This window comes from Klebsiella sp. 2680 (assembly GCF_900198535.1).
Classification (GTDB): Bacteria; Pseudomonadota; Gammaproteobacteria; order Enterobacterales; family Enterobacteriaceae; genus Klebsiella; species Klebsiella indica.
Map to the genome: position 1 here is coordinate 70,593 of NZ_FZNJ01000001.1, position 19,606 is coordinate 90,198.

The window sequence follows — 19,606 nt, forward strand, 5'->3', positions numbered from 1 at the left end:
GGGCTGGAAAGCAAAAAACGCGTAAAATAGCGCATATTTCTCATAAAAAAGTAATCATCAATGGCCGCAGAATCCCAACTGAATCCGACACAGCCTGTAAACCAGCAAATTTACCGTATCCTTCGTCGGGATATCGTCCATTGTCTGATTCCGCCAGGCACCCCATTATCTGAAAAGGAAGTCTCCGTGCGTTTTGACGTTTCTCGTCAACCGGTACGTGAAGCCTTTATTAAACTGGCGGAAAACGGCCTGATTCAAATTCGGCCACAGCGCGGCAGTTATGTGAATAAGATTTCCCTCGCCCAGGTACGTAACGGCTGCTTTGTCCGCCAGGCCATTGAATGTGCCGTCGCTCGCCGCGCCGCCGGAATGATAAATGATAAACAACTGTATCAACTGGAACAAAATCTTAATCAGCAACGTACTGCAGTCGAACGTCAACAGTTAAATGATTTTTTCCTCCTCGATGACGAATTTCACCAGAAGCTGTCCGTCATTGCTGAGTGTCAATTGGCCTGGGATACTGTTGAAAATATTAAAGCGACGATTGACCGGGTTCGTTATATGAGCCTCGATCATATTTCTTCCCCGGAAATGTTGCTGCGCCAGCATTATGATATTTTCCAGCCGCTGCAGGTCCACGATGCGGAGGCGGTGGAAAAAGCGATGAGTTTGCATTTGCAGGAAATCAGCGAATCGGTTTTACTTATTCGTCAGGAAAATAGCGACTGGTTCAGCGATGATTAAAAGCCAGGACTAAAAACAGCGGCAGATTTTATCTCTGCCGCCACAGGTTTATGGTACCGATATTATCTCACCACCAGCACCGGAATGCTGGCGTGACGCAAAACAGACTCAGCGTTAGAGCCCAACAGATGGGTAGAAATACCGGGTTTACGCGAGCCAATCACGATGACGTCAAAGTTTCCGGCGTTACTCATCGCTAAAATTTCATCACGTACGTTGCCAAACACCACCCGGGAGTGAATTCGCTCCGCAGGAATGGAAAACAGACGGACCAGCGTCTGCATTTTTTTCTCTGACTCTTCACGCATATAAACTTCAAACTTACGAATATCGGCCGCAAAGCCCCGCAGAATAGAACGACTGCTGTTCGGCAGAACGTTAAGCAAGGTTATCTCCCCGTCATCCGCTGAGGCCAAAAACTGTGCATGACGAACGGCTTTATCGCTTAAATCCATTTCAAAAACATCTACGGGTAACAATATTTTTTTGTACATTGCCCGTTCTCCTTTTCTGAACAAACTTAGTGAGTTAGCTCATCATGACATATCTATTTCAGTAAGAGAACGATTAATCAGCAAAATAAATATTTAATCCATTAAAATAAATATCAATTATTTATATTTAGTTATTGTTAGCTAAAGTTATGTATTTTCAACGATCTGGATCAATATTTACCATTAATAACAACAGACTTGACTGATACTGGCGGCAATACTGGCAAGAGAGCCTAAATGATAACAATGCCGCCGAAACCGGCGGCACCAGATCGACAGTTAGTTAGCCTGCGCCCAGGCCGCCACTGTCGCTTTTGCGCCATACTTTTGCAGTGACATATAGGCGCCGATGACCTCATCAACGAAGCGAGGCGACTGGCTCAGGCGTTGGCCAAAAATAGCGTCTATTGCCAGCAGGGCCTTTACCCGGTCTTCACCGTCTGTACTGTGTTGTACCGCATGCTGAATGACCGGTAAGAGTGGGTCAGAAATCTCAATCGCCTGTCCCTGGTCGTCAACGCCACTAACATAGCGCATCCAGCCAGCAACTCCCATCGCCAGCAGTCTAAAGTCACTGCCCCGCTCCAGATGCCAGCGAACCGAATCCAGCATACGCTGCGGTAGCTTCTGGCTGCCGTCCATCGCGATCTGCCAGGTACGGTGCTTCAGCGCGGGATTACTATAGCGGTCAATAAGTAATCCGGCATAACGCGCCAGATCAACGCCCTGCACTTTCAGGGTCGGTGCCTGTTCATCCAGCATCAGCGCATGGGCAGCCCGGCGATAGTTATCGTCAAGCATACAGTCATTGATGTGCTGATACCCGGCCAGATACCCCAGATAAGCGAGGAAGGAGTGGCTGCCGTTTAACATACGCAGTTTCATCTCTTCAAACGGCAGGACATCAGAAACCAGCTCAGCACCCGCTTTTTCCCATTCAGGACGACCCGCGACAAAATTATCTTCAATGACCCACTGACGGAACGGCTCGCAGGCGACGGCAGCCGGATCGCGAACACCGGTAAGCTGCTCAATTTTATCCAGCGTCTCTGCGGTCACCGCCGGGACGATACGGTCAACCATTGTCGATGGAAAGGTGACGTTATGCACAATCCACTCGGCCAGATCGGCGTCAATCGCCCGGGCGTAGGCGCAGACCACATTACGCATCACATGACCATTCTCGGGCATATTGTCGCAGGACATCACGCTGAACCCCGCCAGCCCTGCCGCTTTGCGTCGCGCCAGCGCTTCAACCACTACCCCCGGCGCCGATTTTGGCTGATGAGGATGTTGTAAGTCAGCGGCAATCAGCGGGTGATCCAGCTGTAGCTCTCCGCTGGCCGGCGAGTGACAGTAACCTTTTTCGGTGATGGTCAATGAGACAATAGCAACCTGTGGCTCACACATTTTCGCCAGCACGCTTTCCAGACCATCAACCTGGACGTGTATTGCCTGTTTAACGACGCCAACAACTCGGGCGGTCCAGGCATCCGCTGACATTTCAGCGACGGTGTAGAGTAAATCCTGCTGTTGCAGGTCGGCGATCTGCTGTTCGCCGCCAATCAGATTGACCTCTGTATAGCCCCAGTCGCTGTTGTGCTCAGTTGCGAGAATATCGGCATAGACGGCCTGATGGGCGCGATGAAATGCCCCAAAGCCCAGATGAACGATACGCGGAACCAGGCGGCTCCGGTCGTAAGACGGCAGCGTGGCGTTAGCTGTTAAAAGCATGTTTTCCATGGTGACTCTCATATTATGATTTCAGGATTTTTCATTCTCAGTGAGAAGGCCTTTGTGATGTAAAACCATCTCACGCAATTGGTATAACAACTTTGATTTTCATCAACTACCATACAAGAAGATGTGAATGATGATAGTTTCAGCACACAGGGATTCAGAGATAGAAAAACGCCGGGCTCAAAGCCCGGCTGAGACTAATTCTTACAACGCAGAGATAGGGACTTTAGCGACTATTTTTCTGACTTTACTACTGCTATTTTTGTGACATAAAGGTGAATGTATATCCCATGGGAAGAAGATAATAAAATCACCATCAGTCAGTTTTACGTCATTCAGCTTAAGCGTTGCGCGGTCATAGAAATAGTTATCGTCTTCTGGTTTTTCCACACAGGGCTTCGTATCGCCAAGACAACCGAATTCAATCCATTCGTCACCAGAAATAACAAACTGCACATCAATAAAGTTTTTATGAGTTTCAGGAGTACGGTTCTCAGGAAGATCGGTATCAACTGTAAACGTCTTAAAAATAACGCCGTTTATTTCATTCTGGCCATTCAAATGTACTGAAAAATCCAGTGCTTTAATTGCACTGAGCACCTCATAAATAACACAAGGTAGTTCGACCTGAGATTTATTTATCTGTTCAATATTACCTGTAATCATAATAATTACCGTTTCGCGAGTTGTTGTACTTCAGCCCAGACACCATCATCAGCCGGGATACCATTTGCGCTAAAATTAGCACGATTAGCCAGTTCCATTTCGCCAGGGTAGAACACATCTCGCTGACCTTCAGCTGGTGTAGAAGTCTTCACATATTCAGCGACGCTCGTTGCCATATTTTCACTGAACTCTTTACCGCCGAAGTGTTTAGGATCAAACACCATAAATACCTGGCTGGCCCCGGTACAACTACCTTCCTGGATTTTGTCGATCTCGTTAGTCGGAGCACCTGCGGTAAGGAAGGCAGCCATTGCATCCAGCAGAACTGCCATGCCAGAACCTTTCCAGTATCCAGTTGGCAGAATACGCATAGATTCTTCGATTGGCCCCGGTTCATCTGTCAGGTTGCCATCTTTATCAAATCCACCAGGGAACGGTAATTTCTCACCTTTAAGGCGAGTCACCTGTAACTTGCCATAAGCGTACTGGGACATTGCCATATCAAGAACAAGCGAGCCTTCTTTCATCGGCACTGCCATGACATAGGGGTTATTACCCAGGCGCGGATTTCTGGCACCCCATGCTGGCATACAGGATTCTGTATTTGTCCAGCAAATAGCAGCATAACCTTTCTCGGCTGCTTTCCACCCGTAGGTACCACCACGCATCCAATGGGTGGTATTGCGCATACCAACGATACCGATACCAAATTCGCTGGCAAGCTCCATCGCTCTGTCAATCGCAAACAGTGCGTTGGTAATACCAATACCTCTCTGACCATCGTAAACAGCCATACTGCCCAGGGCTTTTACCTGTTTAGGCTCGGCTTTTACATCAACCCAGCCTTTTTTAACGTAATCAACGAAACGAGCAACACGATTCAGACCATGAGAAAAAATACCATCACAACTCGCTTCAGTATGAATCTGAGCACAAACATCTGCTTGTTTTTCATTTAAACCAGCATTCAGAAATGCTTGCTTAACAGTTTGTTTCATCTCATCAAATTTTACTAATGACATAATATATCCTTTATATATTCAGTATTAACTTTCTGATGCTCTGGATAAAGCATTACCCTCACGAGAAACTTTGTTGTTCCCCCACAGGTATTCGTAGTCCCAGCCGGTCAATAATTCGGCCACTTCTTTTGCTTCTGGTGTTACATTTTTCTTACTACCACTATTTTTTAGTCGACTGATTTCAGCAACAAGTACAGAATGGTTTTTCTGAGTGAGTTTGAACTTCAATGAACAAAGGATTCCGAAGATGAGGAATGCAACAGACCCGATACCAAAGACCATTACAATACCATGAATTGTTTCAGGGCTTTGTGTAGCGCTCTTTGCGACAAACCCATACTCTTGTAGAATCACACCAACCAGAAATAGTGCCAGAGCCTGAACAGCCTTACGAACAAATGTCATTACACCAGCAAAAATACCTTCCCGCCGTTTTCCAGTAAGCATTTCATCAACATCAGGAATAAAACTATAAATATTCCAGCAAACATAATAGGTTCCAGAGCGACCCACTCCCATCAGTAATGCCGCGACATATACCAGCCACGAACTATATGGCAGAGAAAACAAATGAATGCATAAAAACAAGGCTACGCTTAACAACATAAAACCTTGAGCGATTTTATATGACTTACCGTTACCAAACTTAATACAAAGGGTAATAAACAACGCTACACACAAGAATTGAACGATAGTCATAAACGTTAACGCATTTGAAGCATTAACTGCGTTCTCACCAAGAACAAAAATAATGTAGTAGGCTAGAATAGCTCCGAGGACATCAAGTGCCACATAGGCGCCAAGGTACATACCGACATGCTGCCTGAATGTTCTTAAGTGGAATGTAGACACCAGCGAGCGAAACAACTGCTTCATATCCTCAGTGAAATTCTTTTTCGGAGAATCAGGGTCAAAAGCTATAGCTCGTTCCCATGTAAACAGGTACAAGCATATGATAACTACAGCGAACAATACGCCAAAGATAACCCCCATATACAGGAATGAGGATGGGTTGCTATCCCCTAGAAAGCCGATGATCCGCCCAGGAAGCCACGCAGCGAGAATCCCTGCACCGGTAGAAAAGAACATCCTAACCCCGGTCAACTTAGAGCGCTCTTTGAAATCATTAGTCATCTCTGCGGCTAATGTTTCATAAGGAACAATCACTAAAGTATAAGCAGCATAAAAAAGAATATATGTGGAAAGATAATAGAAGAACCCCATCCCGTCAATCCACATGATAATGTAGGTAAACATTACCAGTGGCCCGCCAAACAAAAAGAAAAAACCTCTTCGTCCAAATTTCTGGCCAACCTTTGTTCTGTAAAAATTATCAGTAACATAACCCATTAACGGGTCAAAGAATGCGTCAAGAAGACGAGCAATAGCAATAACCGCGCCAGCCTGAGCTGGGCTTAAACCGGCATAGGTTGTATAAAAGAACATTAACCATAAGCCAAGTACTGCAAAACTACCACCGCCAAAGAAATCACCACCACCATAAGCCAGCATATTTTTTAGCTTTATTGGCTTATCCATTTCACGATTAATCATTTTACATCCTCATGAATGTATTTTTTAGAGGTAAGATGTAACACTTTCGCCCTAACAACGGATACTACTCGTTGAATTTCAAAAGCACCTTGCAGCAATGCTTTTGATCCTTTTCAAAAAGCTCAATTGCATCTGCAACGTGCTGGTAATCAAACTTATGTGTAACTAATTTATTTGGGTCAATTAACCCTTTAGCAAGCCAATCAATAACAACCGGGAATTTATTCGCATTCAATCGTGTAGAAAAAATTGAAATCTCCTTACCAGTAATTCCTTGTTGAATGATTTGGCTGGGCGTAGAGGAGAACCCCATAATCACAATTCGAGCAGCCGGTGATGCCAGTTCAATCGCCTCCTGTAAAATAGTCGGATGGCATGCGGCATCTACAATCAAAGTAGGCTTTATTCTTTTCTCCATGAGAATCTCTTTCAGACTACGGTCAGTATTGTTGAGCACAATATCGGCGCCGCTGCGTTTAGCCATATCAAGACGCTCATCAATACGATCAGCAACAATCACCTGACTTACTTTATATACTCCTTTAAGCGCCTGAACGGTGGTTAGTCCCATCGGACCGGCACCATAGATCAACGCAATATCATCTTCACGTGGATTTAGCTGCCCGGTAGCGTTGGCCGCTATAGTAAACGGTTCTACCATTACAGCATGTTCATCATTTATAGCGTCCGGAATTTTCCATGCATTGTGCGCGGGAACGGCCACGTATTCGCTAAATCCGCCGTCCCGATGCACGCCAAGCACCACCAAAGAGGTACAAACATTCGGCTTTCCCACTGAGCACGGATAGCAATGCCCACAACTGATCACCGGATCAACAGAAACGCGCTCCCCCACACGTGACGGTTCTACCCCCTCACCCACAGCGTCAATCACGCCAAAAAACTCATGACCAATCACCCGCGGATATTTGGCAAACGGATTATGCCCACGAAATATATGGCTATCGGAACCACATATTCCTGCCAGTTTCACTTTTACCCGCACCTCCCCCGCAGCCGGTTGCGCAAGAGGACGCTCCTCAATCACCAACTCATTAGGCTGACGAATCACGATACTTTTCATTTCTTCTCCCCTTACCAGTTCCACAGCGTGCCATCTTCCAGGCGGGCGACCGGTAAATAAGCCGGTTCATAGGGATATTTCGCCGCCAGCTTTTCATCGAACTCAATACCCAGGCCCGGTTTTTCGCCCGGATGCATATAACCGTTATCAAACGTCCAGCTATGTGGGAAGACTTCCAGCATTTGTGCCGAATAGCCCATATACTCCTGAACGCCAAAATTCGGCACCGACAAGTCGAAATGCAGCGCGGCGGCCATGCAAATTGGTGACAGATCGGACGGACCATGTGAACCGGTACGCACCTGATAAAGCGACGCAAAATCGGCGATGCGGCGCATCCCCGTGATCCCGCCCGCGTGAGTGATGGTCGTACGAATGTAGTCAATCAGTTGCTCTTCAATCAGCTGCTTACAATCCCAGATGCTGTTAAACACTTCCCCTACCGCAATTGGCGTGATGGTGTGCTGACGAATTAAGCGGAAACATGCCTGATTCTCCGCCGGAGTGGGATCTTCCATCCAGAACAGACGGTAATCTTCGATGCTCTTACCAAAACGGGCCGCTTCAATCGGCGTCAGGCGGTGATGCATGTCATGAAGTAAGTGCTCGTTGAAGCCAAATTTTTCCCGCACGGCGGCAAACAACTGCGGCGTAAAATCAAGGTATTTTTCTGTTGACCATAGCTGTTCTTCCGGCCACTGGCCTTTGGTCGCAGGTTCGTAGGCCTGGCCTTTACCTTTCGCCATCCCGTAGGTGGTTTTCATACCCGGCACCCCGCACTGTACGCGAATGGCCTTGAACCCCATCTCTTTATGACGCGCATAATCATCAAGCACTTCATCAATCGAATGACCGGTGGTATGGCAGTAAACCATCACGCCTTCCCGCGATGCTCCCCCCAGCAATTGATACAACGGCATGCCCGCCGCTTTGGCCTTAATATCCCACAGCGCCATATCGATGGCGGAAATCGCCGACACCGTTACCGGCCCACGACGCCAGTAAGCGCCCTTGTAGAAAAACTGCCAGATATCTTCAATACGGTGCGCATCACGCCCCACCAGTTGCGGACAAAGGTGATCCCGTAAATACGATGCAACGGACAGCTCGCGGCCGTTCAGCGTGGCGTCACCTAAGCCGACGATGCCATCATCCGTGGTGATCTTAAGAGTGACAAAGTTACGTCCCGGACAGGTGACGAAAACTTCAGCGGCAACGATCTTCATTTCTTATTCCTTACTTCTGTGCGGTTAGTAGAGAAAATTAAATCATCAGACCTACTACCATACAAGTATAACGATCAAAAAACATGCTGCCGATCACGTTATCTCGTAAGGCAAAAAAAGAAGAAAAAAGAAAAAATCAAGCAGCCCGTTGAGGAAAAACATAACAATAAAAGCAACCGGGACAGTATCTTCTGCCCCTCGTCTTAACCGCGAAAACGCACTATGCGCGCCCCCAGCCCGCGACAATGATCAGCATCCCGCACAGCGCAATCAGCGCGCCAGCCCAGTCATAATGGCTGAGTTTTACGCCATCGACGAAACGCAACCACAGCAGCGCGGTGCAAACATAAACCCCGCCGTAAGCAGCATATACACGGCCGCTGGCTTCCGGGTGAAGCGTGAGAAGCCAGACAAACAGCGTCAGCGCCACGCCGGTCGGCAGCAGCAACCAGGGGGTCGCCCCGCGTTTTAACCATAACCAGGGGAGATAACAACCAATGATTTCACACAGCGCAGTAGCAAAGAAAAGCAGCGTCGTTTTTAACATTCAAAGATTCATGAGTTTAATAATCGTTAACACATTCTACGCAATAATAACCGCAGGTTACTCTGTTTTGTCGGATATGCTGCCGAAAAGAGATATAGTAAACTGAGTCGAAGGGGATCACTTAAAGGAAATCGTGATGAATATGACACTGAACAAACGCTGGTGCCTGACCGCCCTGCTGGCAATGAGCGCGATGGTCTTTACCGCATCGTCATTTGCCAAAACCGACACGCTGGTGATTGAGTCCGGCGATAGCGCCCAAAGCCGCCAGCAGGCCGCAATGGAAAAAGAACAGTGGAACGATACCCGTTCTTTACGCCAGAAGGTCAACAAACGCGTAGAGAAAGAGTGGGACAAAGCCGACGTGGCTTTTGATGCCCAGGACAATTGCCAGAAGAGCGCGAACGTTAACGCCTACTGGGAACCTAATACCCTGCGCTGCCTTGATCGTCGTACTGGCCGCGTTATCACGCCGTAATATCTGGCGCCTGCGGGCGCCATCATTCATCCCCGCACAAACGCACAGGAATTCCCATGACTGACGCTTATCACGTCAAACTCCGCCCGCTCGAACGCGAAGACCTGCGTTTCGTCCATCAGCTCGACAACAACGCCAGCGTCATGCGCTACTGGTTTGAAGAACCCTATGAAGCCTTTGTAGAGCTTTCTGACCTGTATGATAAACATATCCACGATCAAAGTGAGCGCCGCTTTGTTATTGAATGCGACGAACAGAAGGCTGGTCTGGTTGAACTGGTGGAAATTAACCATGTTCACCGCCGCGCTGAATTCCAGATAATTATCTCCCCGGATTATCAGGGAAAAGGCCTGGCCACCCGCGCGGCGAAACTGGCGATGGACTACGGTTTTATGGTGCTCAACCTCTATAAGCTGTACCTCATCGTGGATAAAGAGAATGAAAAAGCGATCCATATCTACCGCAAACTCGGTTTTATGGTGGAAGGCGAACTGATTCACGAATTCTTTATTAACGGTGAATACCGCAACACCATCCGCATGTGCCTGTTCCAGCACCAGTACCTGGCAGAGCATAAAACGCCGGGCCAGACGCTGCTGAAGCCAACGGCTCAGTAATACTCAATGCTATTTTTGATGGTATAACGGCGTGTTACCGACGGCTGTACGCTGTCATCGATGACCTGAAGCTCGCAGCTGACCGGGTTGTCATGGCTATCGTAATCACAGGTCTGATTCACGTGGCCCAACGTGCGATGGTTGAACATGCTTACTGCGGTATAGTCCAGTTTTTTCCGCGGATCGGCGGATGGGGTTGAGCTCACCGTCAAACGATCATCGTTAGCAACCGTCGTTTTACCTAACGGATAGCCTTCGCTATCGTAGCGGTATGTCGTGACGCTCGCCCCGGCACGGGCGGTGGCGACGAACCCGTTATCATCGGTTTCCCACAACACGCCCGCCGATGGCATCTCCGCCAGTTGGCATTTCCCCTGCAAACGCAGGCGCTTTTCATGACTTTGCGCATCAAGATAGTAGTTAGCGTCAAGGACTAAAACCGCGCCGGTGCGATTCTCCCGATCCTGAAACGCCAGCAGATCGAAACAGCCTTCACGGGACAGGCGCCCTTTCACCCACTTCACTTCTTCATCGTGTTGATTATACAGTTTCTGGCTAAACGCTTTCACTGGCCCGCGTAGCGGATCGAATTCAAACTCATTGGAAAAGCTGGCCATTTCCGGCGTAAACGCCTGCGGCGGCGCTTTTTCATCACAGCCGCTGAGTGCCCATATTGCCATTAGCAGAAAAAATCGTATTTTCACCTGCGATTCCTTTTTTGCATCATACAATCATATTAGCAAATACAATTGTTTACCTGACTTCTGCTATGCTTAAAATCTGGATAATATCAATCAGGAGTTTGTGATGAAACGTTCCCCCTGGCTATGCGCGGCACTGCTGCTGGGTTCGGCATCCGCTTTGGCTGCGCCGAACTCATGCGAACGGGTTAAAAACGAGATTCAGCAAAAAATCATCAATAACGGCGTTCCCGCCTCTGGCTTCAGCCTGACGATTGTGCCGAGCGATCAACCCGATCAGCCCGGGGCGCAAGTTGTTGGCCATTGCGCCAATGATACCTTTAAAATCATCTACACTCGCGACAGCGACGCGCAGTAACCCCGCCGTTTTGTTGTATACCCAAAATAATTTGAGTTGCGTGAAGGCGGCAAGTGAGAGAATCCCCAGGAGCTTACAGGAGTAAGTGACTGGGGTGTACGAACGTAGCCAACGCACAAGCAACTTGACGTATGACGGGTATAAAGGTCTTATCCCTCGGTTGACCGGGGATAAGATCTGCCTGACCCCTTTTAAGTATGATTTCTCACTCTACATGCTGAACAGCAGCAGTGTCGTTGCATGCGCATTATAACAAGATCATGGAGTGAGAAATGTCTAATCATGAAAATCACGGCGGGGTTAGCCGTCGAACGCTAATTAAATCATCGGCTCTTGGTTCCCTGGCCCTTGCGGCTGGCGGCCTGTCGTTGCCTTTCAGTTTGCGCAACGCCGCCGCTGCCGTACAGGACGCCACGCGCGGCGAGGAACGCATTGTCTGGGGCGCCTGTTCGGTCAACTGCGGTAGCCGCTGCGCCCTGCGTTCGCATGTGCGTGATGACGAAGTTATCTGGGTCGAAACGGATAACACCGGCACGGATATTTATGGCGATCATCAGGTGCGCGCCTGTCTGCGTGGCCGCTCTATTCGCCGACGCATCAACCACCCGGACCGTCTCAATTACCCAATGAAACGCATTGGCAAACGCGGCGAAGGCAAGTTTGCGCGTATCAGTTGGGATGAGGCGCTGGATACGATTGCCGACAATCTCAAAAGAATCGTTCAGGATTACGGTAACGAAGCGGTCTATATTAACTACACCTCCGGGATCGTTGGCGGCAATATAACCCGTTCCTCACCATCGGCCTCCACCGTAAGACGCCTGATGAACTGCTATGGCGGTTCGCTAAATCAGTATGGTACCTATAGCACCGCGCAAATTGCCTGCGCCATGCCCTACACTTACGGCAGCAACCTTGGCAACAGCACCTCCGATATTGAAAACAGCAAACTGGTGGTGATGTTTGGCAATAACCCGGCGGAAACCCGCATGAGCGGCGGTGGTATCACTTATTACTTAGAACAGGCGCGCGCGCGTTCAAACGCGCGAATGATTGTTATCGATCCCCGTTATACCGACACCGCCGCCGGGCGGGAGGATGAGTGGCTGCCAATCCGTCCCGGCACCGACGCCGCGCTGGTAGCGGGGCTCGCCTGGGTTCTGATTAATGAAAACCTGGTTGATCAGCCGTTCCTCGACCACTATTGCATCGGTTACGATGAAAAAACACTGCCGGCTGATGCCCCGGCGAACGGGCATTACAAGGCATATATCCTTGGCGACGGTGATGATGGCATTGCCAAAACCCCGCAATGGGCCTCACGCATCACCGGCATCCCTGCCGACCGCATTGTCAAACTGGCCCGGGAAATCGGCAGCGCTAAGCCTGCCTATATTTGCCAGGGATGGGGGCCTCAGCGCCAGGCTAACGGTGAGCTGACCGCCCGCGCCATCGCCATGTTACCCATACTCACCGGCAACGTTGGCATTAGCGGCGGCAACAGCGGCGCGCGCGAATCCACGTATACCATCACCATTGAACGGCTACCGGTGCTGGAAAATCCGGTGAAAACCGCTATCTCCTGCTTTAGCTGGACCGACGCCATCGCGCGCGGCCCGGAAATGACCGCCACCCGCGACGGCGTGCGCGGTAAGGATAAGCTGGATGTGCCGATTAAATTCCTCTGGAACTACGCCGGTAACACCATCACCAACCAGCACTCCGATATTAATAAGACTCACACGATCCTGCAGGATGAGAGCAAATGCGAGATGATCGTGGTTATCGAAAACTTTATGACCTCATCGGCAAAATACGCCGACATCCTGCTGCCGGACCTGATGACCGTGGAGCAAGAAGATATCATCCCTAACGATTATGCCGGTAACATGGGCTATCTTATTTTCAGTCAACCGGTCACCTCTGCCAAATTCGAACGCAAGCCAATCTACTGGATCCTCAGCGAAGTGGCGAAACGTCTTGGCGATGATATCTATCAGAAATTTACCGAAGGCCGCACCCAGGAGCAGTGGCTACGCTATCTGTATGCAAAAATGCTGGCCAGAGATCCCGCGCTGCCGGGCTATGACGAACTGAAAAAAATGGGGATTTACAAACGTAAAGATCCCAACGGTCATTTTGTTGCCTATCGTGATTTCCGCGAAGACCCCATTGCCAACCCGTTAAAAACCCCCTCGGGTAAAATCGAAATTTACGCCAGCCGCCTGGCGGACATTGCCGCGACATGGCAACTGGAAAAGGACGAGACCATCAGCCCGCTGCCGATCTACGCCGCCACCTTCGAAGGCTGGGATGACCCGTTGCGCGATAAGTTTCCGCTGCAACTGTTTGGCTTCCACTATAAAGCACGCACCCACTCCAGCTATGGCAACGTTGATGTGCTCCAGGCCGCCTGCCGCCAGGAAGTGTGGATTAACCCGCTGGATGCTGAAAAACGCGGGATCCAAAACGGCGATATGGTGCGCGTATTCAACACCCGCGGCGAGTTACGTATCCCGGCTAAAGTCACCCCGCGGATCATGCCCGGCGTGTCGGCAATGGGCCAGGGAGCCTGGCATGACGCCAATATGAACGGCGATCGCGTCGATTACGGCTCCTGTATCAATACGCTGACCACTCAGCGTCCTTCACCGCTGGCGAAAGGCAATCCGCAGCACACCAATCTGGTCGAAATCGAGAAGGTTTAAGGAGTAAACCATGAGCGTTCAATATGGATTTTTTATCGATTCCGCCCGCTGTACCGGTTGTAAAACCTGCGAGCTGGCCTGTAAGGATTATAAAAACTTAACCCCTGACGTCAGCTTTCGCCGCATCTATGAGTATGCCGGCGGCGACTGGCTGGAAGATAACGGCGTCTGGAATCAAAACGTCTTCGCCTATTACCTCTCCATCGCCTGTAACCACTGCGAAGACCCGGCCTGCACGAAAGTGTGTCCCAGCGGAGCAATGCATAAACGCGATGACGGTTTTGTGGTGGTGGATGAAGCGGTCTGTATCGGCTGCCGCTACTGCCATATGGCCTGTCCGTACGGCGCACCGCAGTACAATGCGACAAAAGGCCATATGACAAAATGCGACGGCTGCTACGACAGAGTCGCCGAAGGTAAAAAGCCGATTTGCGTCGAGTCCTGCCCGCTGCGGGCGCTCGACTTTGGCCCGATCGATGCGCTACGTGAAAAATACGGCCCGCTTTCCGCCGTCGCGCCGCTGCCATCTGCGCACTTCACCAGGCCGAGTATTGTCATCAGGCCAAACGTTAATGCGCGCCCTTGCGGCGATACCACCGGCTATCTGGCCAATCCAGAGGAGGTTTAAAATGGGAAATGGATGGCATGAATGGCCGCTGGTGCTCTTTACGGTACTGGGGCAAAGCGTTGCCGGCGTAATGATCGTGGCCGGGCCTGGCTGGCTATCGCTGAATAATAACACCGACGCCCGCCAGCGCCTGGTGCGCAGCATGTTTTTTATCTGGCTGTTGATGGGAGTGGGTTTTCTGGCGTCAGTCCTTCATCTCGGTTCACCGTTCCGGGCATTTAATTCCCTTAACCGCATCGGGTCATCGGCATTAAGTAATGAAATTGCCGCTGGGGCGCTCTTCTTCGCGGCAGGCGGAATCTGGTGGCTACTCAGCTTTCTCGGAAAAATGCCGCGGATGTTGGCAAAAACCTGGCTCCTGATCACCATGCTGCTCGGCTGCCTGTTCGTCCTTGCAATGACCCTGGTGTACCAAATCGATACCGTTCCCACCTGGTATAATGGCTATACCACCGCCGCATTCTTCCTGACGATGCTACTCTGCGGGCCGCTGTTTGCCGCCCTGCTGTTGCGCATGGCCAACGTGACGTTCAACGGTACAGTGTTCGCCTCCATCAGCACTTTCGCACTGCTGGCAAGCCTCGCGGTTGTCATTTTGCAAAGTAGCGAACTGGCGAGCATTCACAGTTCCGTGCAACAGGCCAGCAAGCTGTTGCCAGATTATGGCTGGCTGCAAACATTACGCTTCGTCCTGTTGACGCTGGGTCTTGGCTGCTGGATCTGCCCGCTGGCAAGGCGGAAAACGCCACAGATAGTCAGCTTACTGTCCGGCCTGATACTGGTATTACTCGGCGAGTTTATCGGCCGCGGCCTGTTTTATGGCCTGCATATGACGGTCGGCACAGCCATTGCCGGTTAAGCAACTGAGTCACCTGATAAGGAACAATAGAACCATGCAATCCGATGACCGTAACGCAATCTCTTTAAGCGCCCGTACGCTGGGCGCGTTGTTTACTTTTGCTCCGGATAGCGAGCAGGCGGCCCCCTTAGTGGCCGCCCTGCGCGATGGCAGTTGGCGAAGTCAGTGGCCCTGGTCGGTCCCGGACATTCTGGCGGCGCAGTTCGCTGTTGTCGACGAGGAACCGTTGCCCGAGGCCTGGCAACGGTTGTTTATCGGCCCGTGGGCTTTGCCCGCGCCGCCGTGGGGCTCGGTCTGGCTGGATAAAGAGAGCGTGTTGTTCGGCGACTCAACGCTGGAGTTGCGTGAGTGGATGCGGGCGAACGGCATCAGTCTGGCGGCGCAACGCACAGAACCTGAAGACCACTTCGGGACGCTGCTGCTGCTGGCCGCCTGGCTCTGCGAGTCCGGTCAGGATGAAACCTTCTCCCAGCTTCTTGCCTGGCACCTGCTTCCGTGGTCAGGCCGCTTTTTAAGCGTATTTGTCGCCGACGCGGGAAACGCTTTTTATCAGGCGCTGGGCATGTTGGCGCAAGAAACGCTGGCACACTGGCAGACGCAACTGTCCTGCGCGGTGGCTGAAAAACCCCTCTACCGTTAAACCGTGCATCATGCCTGTCAGGCAGGCATGATGTTTTTGTGACAATGTCACGTATTCACATTTATACACGTTTATCCATGCTTATAGCTTTTGCGTATATTCTTATTTCCCAGCACAATAAGCCTCTGTTTCCTGTTAATCGTATCCACTGATGCAACGTCTCCATAGCTATCCTGATCTTCAGGTGATGTTCCGTCGCTTATTGTTTGCCATGTTAGTCGGCGCCTTTGCCGCGCTGGCGGTCGCCCTGTTTCGCCATGCGATGGTCGGACTGGAAGACCTGTTTCTGGACAATGACAGCGGCAGCCTGGTCAATGCCGCAAAGGCGCTTCCCTGGTGGCGTCGGCTGTTAACTCCGGCGCTTGGCGGCCTGGGCGCAGGCATTCTGCTTTGGCTCTGGCAACGCCGGACGGTCGATCGGCCGCATGCGCCGACCGATTATATGGAAGCCCTTGAGACAGGTGACGGCGTGTTTGATACGCCAGCCAGCCTGGTGAAGTCGCTGGCCTCCCTGCTGGTGGTGACCACCGGCAGCGCCATTGGCCGCGAGGGGGCGATGATCCTGCTGGCGGCCCTGGCGGCCTCGCTGTTCGCGCGCCGTTTTACCCCCAAAGAAGAATGGAAACTGTGGGTCGCCTGTGGTGCCGCCGCCGGGATGGCCAGCGCTTATCACGCGCCGTTAGCTGGCAGCCTGTTTATCGCTGAGATCTTATTTGGCACGCTGATGCTGGCGTCGCTGGGCCCGGTGGTGATTGCCGCCGTGATCGCCCTGCTACTGACGAATCTGATGAACGGTAGCGCGGCGCCGTTGTATCAGGTTGAATTCCATCAAAACATGGGGGCGACACAATATGCACTGATGCTGGCTACCGGGTTGCTGGCCGGACTGTGCGGCCCTCTGTTCATCAGGCTGATGGGGTTTAGCCATCACTGTTTCGTCCGGCTACGCCTTTCACCGCCGTGGCAACTGGCGCTGGGCGGCATTATCGTCGGCCTGTTGTCGCTGGTCGCGCCCGCCGTCTGGGGCAACGGCTACAGTGTGGTGCAGCGCTATCTCCTGGCGCCACCGCTCTTCGGCGTGATGCTGATGGTATTCGTCTGCAAGCTATTTGCGGTGCTGGCCAGCAGCGGTTCCGGCGCGCCGGGCGGGATTTTTACGCCGACACTCTTTGTCGGCCTGGGCATTGGTATGTTGTTTGCCAGCCTGACAGGGATCTGGCTACAGGGCGGCGCCGAAATGGCGATCATGATGGGTTTAACCGGCATGGCGGCGTTCCTGGCGGCCACTACTCACGCGCCGATTATGTCAACGCTGATGATATGCGAAATGACCGGACAATACGTTTTACTGCCCGGTTTATTGATTGCCAGCGTACTGGCATCAGTGCTGTCGCGGACGCTATGCCGAGATTCTATCTATCGCCATCACCTCGCCGAGCATCGATAGATCAATATACCGGCCCAGTTCGCGCTGTTCGGCTCGTGGCAAATAAGGCAGTTCGCCGATCAGCGGCGCAGGCAGTTTCTTGCTCAGCACGTCGATAATTTCGGCATAATGCGCCAGACCGGGATTGATGCGGTTAGCGACCCAGCCAATCAGCGGCAAACCGTCATTGGCAATAGCCTGCGCAGTCAGTAAGGCATGATTAATACACCCTTCCTGAATCCCCACCACCATTAATACCGGCAGTTGCTCCTGTACTACCCATTCCGAGAGCGGACGCAGATCGTTCATCAGGCTGCGCCAGCCGCCGGTCCCTTCGACGACCACGTGCTCGACCTGACTGCTCAGACGCTGCAGCCCATCCGACAGCAGGCCGTAGTTGATCGGGAAACTATGCGCCACGCTGCTTTCATCTTCGCTTAATGCGATGGGATTGACAGCATCATACGGTAACGTCAACGACGACACACTCTGTAACACCAGCGCGTCTTTGTTGCGCAATCCGTCCGGCGTCTCTTTGCTACTCTTCGCCACAGGCTTGTACCCGGCGACGCTTTTGCCGCTGGCCGCCAGTGCCTGCAACAGCGCACGAGAAACCACTGTCTTCCCGACAGCGGTGTCAGTACCTGTTATGAAGAAACGCTTAAACATCACTAACCCCACAGTTATGTTGATGAAATATACAGGAGAGAAATAATCAACGGTGGAAAAAGTCTACGCGATGCCATATGAGGTCAGCTTGAGATAGCGCAATTTTTGGTGTGAATATGAAAAAATGTTAACCCTGTAACAGTCGTATCAATAACGATCCGTTATAGAGGGCGTCCTTGACCAGCGCCGCGCCAGCCATCGTACCCCGGTTAGAGAACTGGGTGCTTTCTACCGCGATATGGCGACTGTACGCCGGTAACGACTGCTGCCGAATACAATCAGATATCGCCGGAAACAGGATATCTGACGCCTGGTTAAAGGGGGAACCAATAAGGATTTTTTGCGGATTAAAGAGATTGACCATAATCGCCAGGATCCGTCCGACATGGTTCCCGACGCCGCTGATAATGTCCCGCGCCAGTAGATCCCCCTGCAATGCCGCCTGACATAGCCACTCCACGCTTAACGGCTGCTGATGCAGCATCGAACTCATCGATTTCGCCATTCTCACCCGGGCTAACTCCAGCACGCTCTCCACGCTGGCGATGGTTTCCAGACAGCCGTGGTTGCCGCAATAGCAGCGCTTACCGTAAGGATCGACCTGGGTATGACCGATTTCCACCAGGCTGCTGCTGCCTGCATGCAGCAGGCGACCGTCGGTGATCACGCCTGCGCCGACATTATGATCGATAACCACCTGAATCACATCCCGCGCCCCTCGCGATGCGCCAAACAGCGATTCCGCCATCGTCCAGGCGCTGATATCGTGCTGAATGTAGACCGACACCCCGGTATGATTAGCCAGTATTTCCCCAAGCGGCATATCCTTAACGTCATCATAAAAAGGCATCCGGTGGATGATGCCATTCTCGGTGTCAATAATTCCCGGCATGGTGATGGCGATAGCGGTTAAACGCTCCAGTTTTTTCTGATGGCGTATAAAAAACTGGTCAACATGATCAAGTAATCGCGTCGCAAAAGGTTGCACGTGTTGCAATGCCAGTTCCAGTTGTTCTTCCACCACCAGCGCACTGCTTAAATCCCGCAGCGCAAGGTGGATTTCACCGCGATTAATACGGATGGAAAGATAGTGCCAGGCCTCCGTTTCCACCATCAGCCCCACCGCAGGGCGCCCCCGGCTTCCCGGCTCCTGGATTTCCGTCTCCTGCACCAGGTGCGCTTCCAGCATTTCGCGCACGATTTTCGTGATACTGGCAGGCGCCAGTTGCGCAAAGCGCGAAAGATCGATACGCGAAACCGGGCCAAGCTGATCAATCAGGCGGTAAACAGCGCCCGCATTGGTCTGCTTAATTTGATCGATATGCCCTGGCTGACTGTCCGCTACCACCGTTGACTCCCTTTATTTTCGCGCTTCGAAATAAAATCTGGGCTATGGTGAAGCACTTCAACGTCACTCGTCAAATTTTTGCTTAGCCTTGTGA

20 protein-coding genes are annotated in these 19,606 nt (G+C 51.3%); 9 read left to right on the forward strand and 11 right to left on the reverse strand.

The annotated features are described in order from the left end of the window. The first annotated feature begins 60 nt into the window (after positions 1-60). The gene (locus FN037_RS00475; protein ID WP_138362177.1) at positions 61-747 is read left to right on the forward strand and encodes a GntR family transcriptional regulator; all 687 of its coding nucleotides are present in this window, start codon (positions 61-63) and stop codon (positions 745-747) included. Between the two features lie 62 nt (positions 748-809). Here FN037_RS00475 and FN037_RS00480 read toward each other — a convergent pair whose 3' ends face one another. The 8 genes from FN037_RS00480 to FN037_RS00515 form a co-directional block, all read right to left on the reverse strand. Next, positions 810-1,241 carry a universal stress protein gene (locus FN037_RS00480; protein ID WP_142501331.1) on the reverse strand — a complete coding sequence of 144 codons (432 nt, stop codon included), beginning with the start codon at positions 1,239-1,241 and terminating at the stop codon, positions 810-812. A gap of 279 nt (positions 1,242-1,520) precedes the next feature. Further along, complete coding sequence (locus FN037_RS00485; protein ID WP_142501332.1) at positions 1,521-2,984, reverse strand: mannitol dehydrogenase family protein; 1,464 nt, start codon at positions 2,982-2,984, stop codon at positions 1,521-1,523. 201 nt (positions 2,985-3,185) lie between these two features. Beyond that, positions 3,186-3,647 (reverse strand): YhcH/YjgK/YiaL family protein, encoded by a 462-nt coding sequence (locus tag FN037_RS00490; protein ID WP_138362174.1) that lies wholly within the window; start codon positions 3,645-3,647, stop codon positions 3,186-3,188. A gap of 5 nt (positions 3,648-3,652) precedes the next feature. Then, complete coding sequence (gene yiaK, locus FN037_RS00495; protein ID WP_138362173.1) at positions 3,653-4,669, reverse strand: 3-dehydro-L-gulonate 2-dehydrogenase; 1,017 nt, start codon at positions 4,667-4,669, stop codon at positions 3,653-3,655. A gap of 24 nt (positions 4,670-4,693) precedes the next feature. After that, a complete protein-coding gene (locus FN037_RS00500; protein WP_138362172.1) occupies positions 4,694-6,223 on the reverse strand; it encodes an MFS transporter in 1,530 nt (509 codons plus the stop codon). A gap of 64 nt (positions 6,224-6,287) precedes the next feature. Continuing rightward, the gene (locus FN037_RS00505) at positions 6,288-7,307 is read right to left on the reverse strand and encodes a Zn-dependent oxidoreductase (protein WP_138362171.1); all 1,020 of its coding nucleotides are present in this window, start codon (positions 7,305-7,307) and stop codon (positions 6,288-6,290) included. 11 nt (positions 7,308-7,318) lie between these two features. Next, complete coding sequence (gene manD, locus FN037_RS00510) at positions 7,319-8,533, reverse strand: D-mannonate dehydratase ManD (protein WP_142501333.1); 1,215 nt, start codon at positions 8,531-8,533, stop codon at positions 7,319-7,321. 220 nt (positions 8,534-8,753) lie between these two features. Then, positions 8,754-9,080 carry a YnfA family protein gene (locus tag FN037_RS00515; protein ID WP_142501334.1) on the reverse strand — a complete coding sequence of 109 codons (327 nt, stop codon included), beginning with the start codon at positions 9,078-9,080 and terminating at the stop codon, positions 8,754-8,756. Between the two features lie 136 nt (positions 9,081-9,216). On the opposite strand from FN037_RS00515, the gene FN037_RS00520 reads away from it, so the two are divergent. Next, entirely contained in the window at positions 9,217-9,558 is a 342-nt protein-coding gene (locus FN037_RS00520; protein ID WP_138362168.1) for a DUF1283 family protein, read from the forward strand. A 56-nt stretch (positions 9,559-9,614) separates the two neighbouring features. Next, positions 9,615-10,175: a spermidine N1-acetyltransferase gene (gene speG, locus FN037_RS00525; protein ID WP_138362167.1), complete on the forward strand. Its 561-nt coding sequence runs from the start codon at positions 9,615-9,617 to the stop codon at positions 10,173-10,175. On the opposite strand, the gene FN037_RS00530 is transcribed toward speG, so the two are convergent. Then, positions 10,169-10,855, reverse strand: coding sequence for a YnfC family lipoprotein (locus FN037_RS00530; protein ID WP_409513730.1), 687 nt, complete (start codon positions 10,853-10,855; stop codon positions 10,169-10,171). The two genes, speG and FN037_RS00530, sit on opposite strands and share 7 nt — an antisense overlap. A gap of 127 nt (positions 10,856-10,982) precedes the next feature. Here FN037_RS00530 and FN037_RS00535 point away from each other — a divergent pair, with 127 nt between their 5' ends. The 6 genes from FN037_RS00535 (at position 10,983) to clcB (ending at position 17,516) form a co-directional block, all read left to right on the forward strand. Beyond that, the gene (locus FN037_RS00535; RefSeq protein ID WP_138362165.1) at positions 10,983-11,234 is read left to right on the forward strand and encodes a DUF1161 domain-containing protein; all 252 of its coding nucleotides are present in this window, start codon (positions 10,983-10,985) and stop codon (positions 11,232-11,234) included. Positions 11,235-11,506: 272 nt separating this feature from the next. After that, a complete protein-coding gene (gene ynfE / locus FN037_RS00540) occupies positions 11,507-13,942 on the forward strand; it encodes a selenate/tellurate reductase subunit YnfE (RefSeq protein WP_142501336.1) in 2,436 nt (811 codons plus the stop codon). Positions 13,943-13,952: 10 nt separating this feature from the next. Next, a complete protein-coding gene (locus FN037_RS00545; RefSeq protein WP_138362163.1) occupies positions 13,953-14,570 on the forward strand; it encodes a DMSO/selenate family reductase complex B subunit in 618 nt (205 codons plus the stop codon). Between the two features lies 1 nt (position 14,571). Then, a complete protein-coding gene (locus FN037_RS00550) occupies positions 14,572-15,429 on the forward strand; it encodes a DmsC/YnfH family molybdoenzyme membrane anchor subunit (RefSeq protein WP_142501337.1) in 858 nt (285 codons plus the stop codon). 34 nt (positions 15,430-15,463) lie between these two features. Continuing rightward, positions 15,464-16,069, forward strand: coding sequence for a Tat proofreading chaperone DmsD (gene dmsD, locus FN037_RS00555; RefSeq protein ID WP_142501338.1), 606 nt, complete (start codon positions 15,464-15,466; stop codon positions 16,067-16,069). A gap of 151 nt (positions 16,070-16,220) precedes the next feature. Beyond that, a complete protein-coding gene (clcB, locus tag FN037_RS00560) occupies positions 16,221-17,516 on the forward strand; it encodes a voltage-gated ClC-type chloride channel ClcB (protein WP_142501339.1) in 1,296 nt (431 codons plus the stop codon). On the opposite strand, the gene bioD is transcribed toward clcB, so the two are convergent. Further along, the gene (gene bioD, locus FN037_RS00565) at positions 17,469-18,164 is read right to left on the reverse strand and encodes a dethiobiotin synthase (protein WP_138362159.1); all 696 of its coding nucleotides are present in this window, start codon (positions 18,162-18,164) and stop codon (positions 17,469-17,471) included. The genes clcB and bioD overlap by 48 nt on opposite strands. A gap of 127 nt (positions 18,165-18,291) precedes the next feature. Continuing rightward, entirely contained in the window at positions 18,292-19,512 is a 1,221-nt protein-coding gene (mlc, locus tag FN037_RS00570) for a sugar metabolism global transcriptional regulator Mlc (RefSeq protein WP_138362158.1), read from the reverse strand. Positions 19,513-19,606: the final 94 nt, after the last annotated feature.

Bases quoted from the DNA above. Each gene is read 5' to 3' on its own strand.
- FN037_RS00550 (WP_142501337.1), top strand. From the start codon at position 14,572: ATGGGAAATGGATGGCATGAATGGCCGCTGGTGCTCTTTACGGTACTG.
- yiaK (WP_138362173.1), bottom strand. From the start codon at position 4,669: ATGTCATTAGTAAAATTTGATGAGATGAAACAAACTGTTAAGCAAGCA.
- FN037_RS00515 (WP_142501334.1), bottom strand. From the start codon at position 9,080: ATGTTAAAAACGACGCTGCTTTTCTTTGCTACTGCGCTGTGTGAAATC.
- FN037_RS00520 (WP_138362168.1), top strand. From the start codon at position 9,217: ATGAATATGACACTGAACAAACGCTGGTGCCTGACCGCCCTGCTGGCA.
- FN037_RS00480 (WP_142501331.1), bottom strand. From the start codon at position 1,241: ATGTACAAAAAAATATTGTTACCCGTAGATGTTTTTGAAATGGATTTA.
- FN037_RS00490 (WP_138362174.1), bottom strand. From the start codon at position 3,647: ATGATTACAGGTAATATTGAACAGATAAATAAATCTCAGGTCGAACTA.
- FN037_RS00475 (WP_138362177.1), top strand. From the start codon at position 61: ATGGCCGCAGAATCCCAACTGAATCCGACACAGCCTGTAAACCAGCAA.
- FN037_RS00530 (WP_409513730.1), bottom strand. From the start codon at position 10,855: ATGGCAATATGGGCACTCAGCGGCTGTGATGAAAAAGCGCCGCCGCAG.
- bioD (WP_138362159.1), bottom strand. From the start codon at position 18,164: ATGTTTAAGCGTTTCTTCATAACAGGTACTGACACCGCTGTCGGGAAG.
- FN037_RS00505 (WP_138362171.1), bottom strand. From the start codon at position 7,307: ATGAAAAGTATCGTGATTCGTCAGCCTAATGAGTTGGTGATTGAGGAG.
- FN037_RS00485 (WP_142501332.1), bottom strand. From the start codon at position 2,984: ATGGAAAACATGCTTTTAACAGCTAACGCCACGCTGCCGTCTTACGAC.
- FN037_RS00500 (WP_138362172.1), bottom strand. From the start codon at position 6,223: ATGATTAATCGTGAAATGGATAAGCCAATAAAGCTAAAAAATATGCTG.
- ynfE (WP_142501336.1), top strand. From the start codon at position 11,507: ATGTCTAATCATGAAAATCACGGCGGGGTTAGCCGTCGAACGCTAATT.
- FN037_RS00535 (WP_138362165.1), top strand. From the start codon at position 10,983: ATGAAACGTTCCCCCTGGCTATGCGCGGCACTGCTGCTGGGTTCGGCA.
- manD (WP_142501333.1), bottom strand. From the start codon at position 8,533: ATGAAGATCGTTGCCGCTGAAGTTTTCGTCACCTGTCCGGGACGTAAC.
- dmsD (WP_142501338.1), top strand. From the start codon at position 15,464: ATGCAATCCGATGACCGTAACGCAATCTCTTTAAGCGCCCGTACGCTG.
- clcB (WP_142501339.1), top strand. From the start codon at position 16,221: ATGCAACGTCTCCATAGCTATCCTGATCTTCAGGTGATGTTCCGTCGC.
- speG (WP_138362167.1), top strand. From the start codon at position 9,615: ATGACTGACGCTTATCACGTCAAACTCCGCCCGCTCGAACGCGAAGAC.
- FN037_RS00545 (WP_138362163.1), top strand. From the start codon at position 13,953: ATGAGCGTTCAATATGGATTTTTTATCGATTCCGCCCGCTGTACCGGT.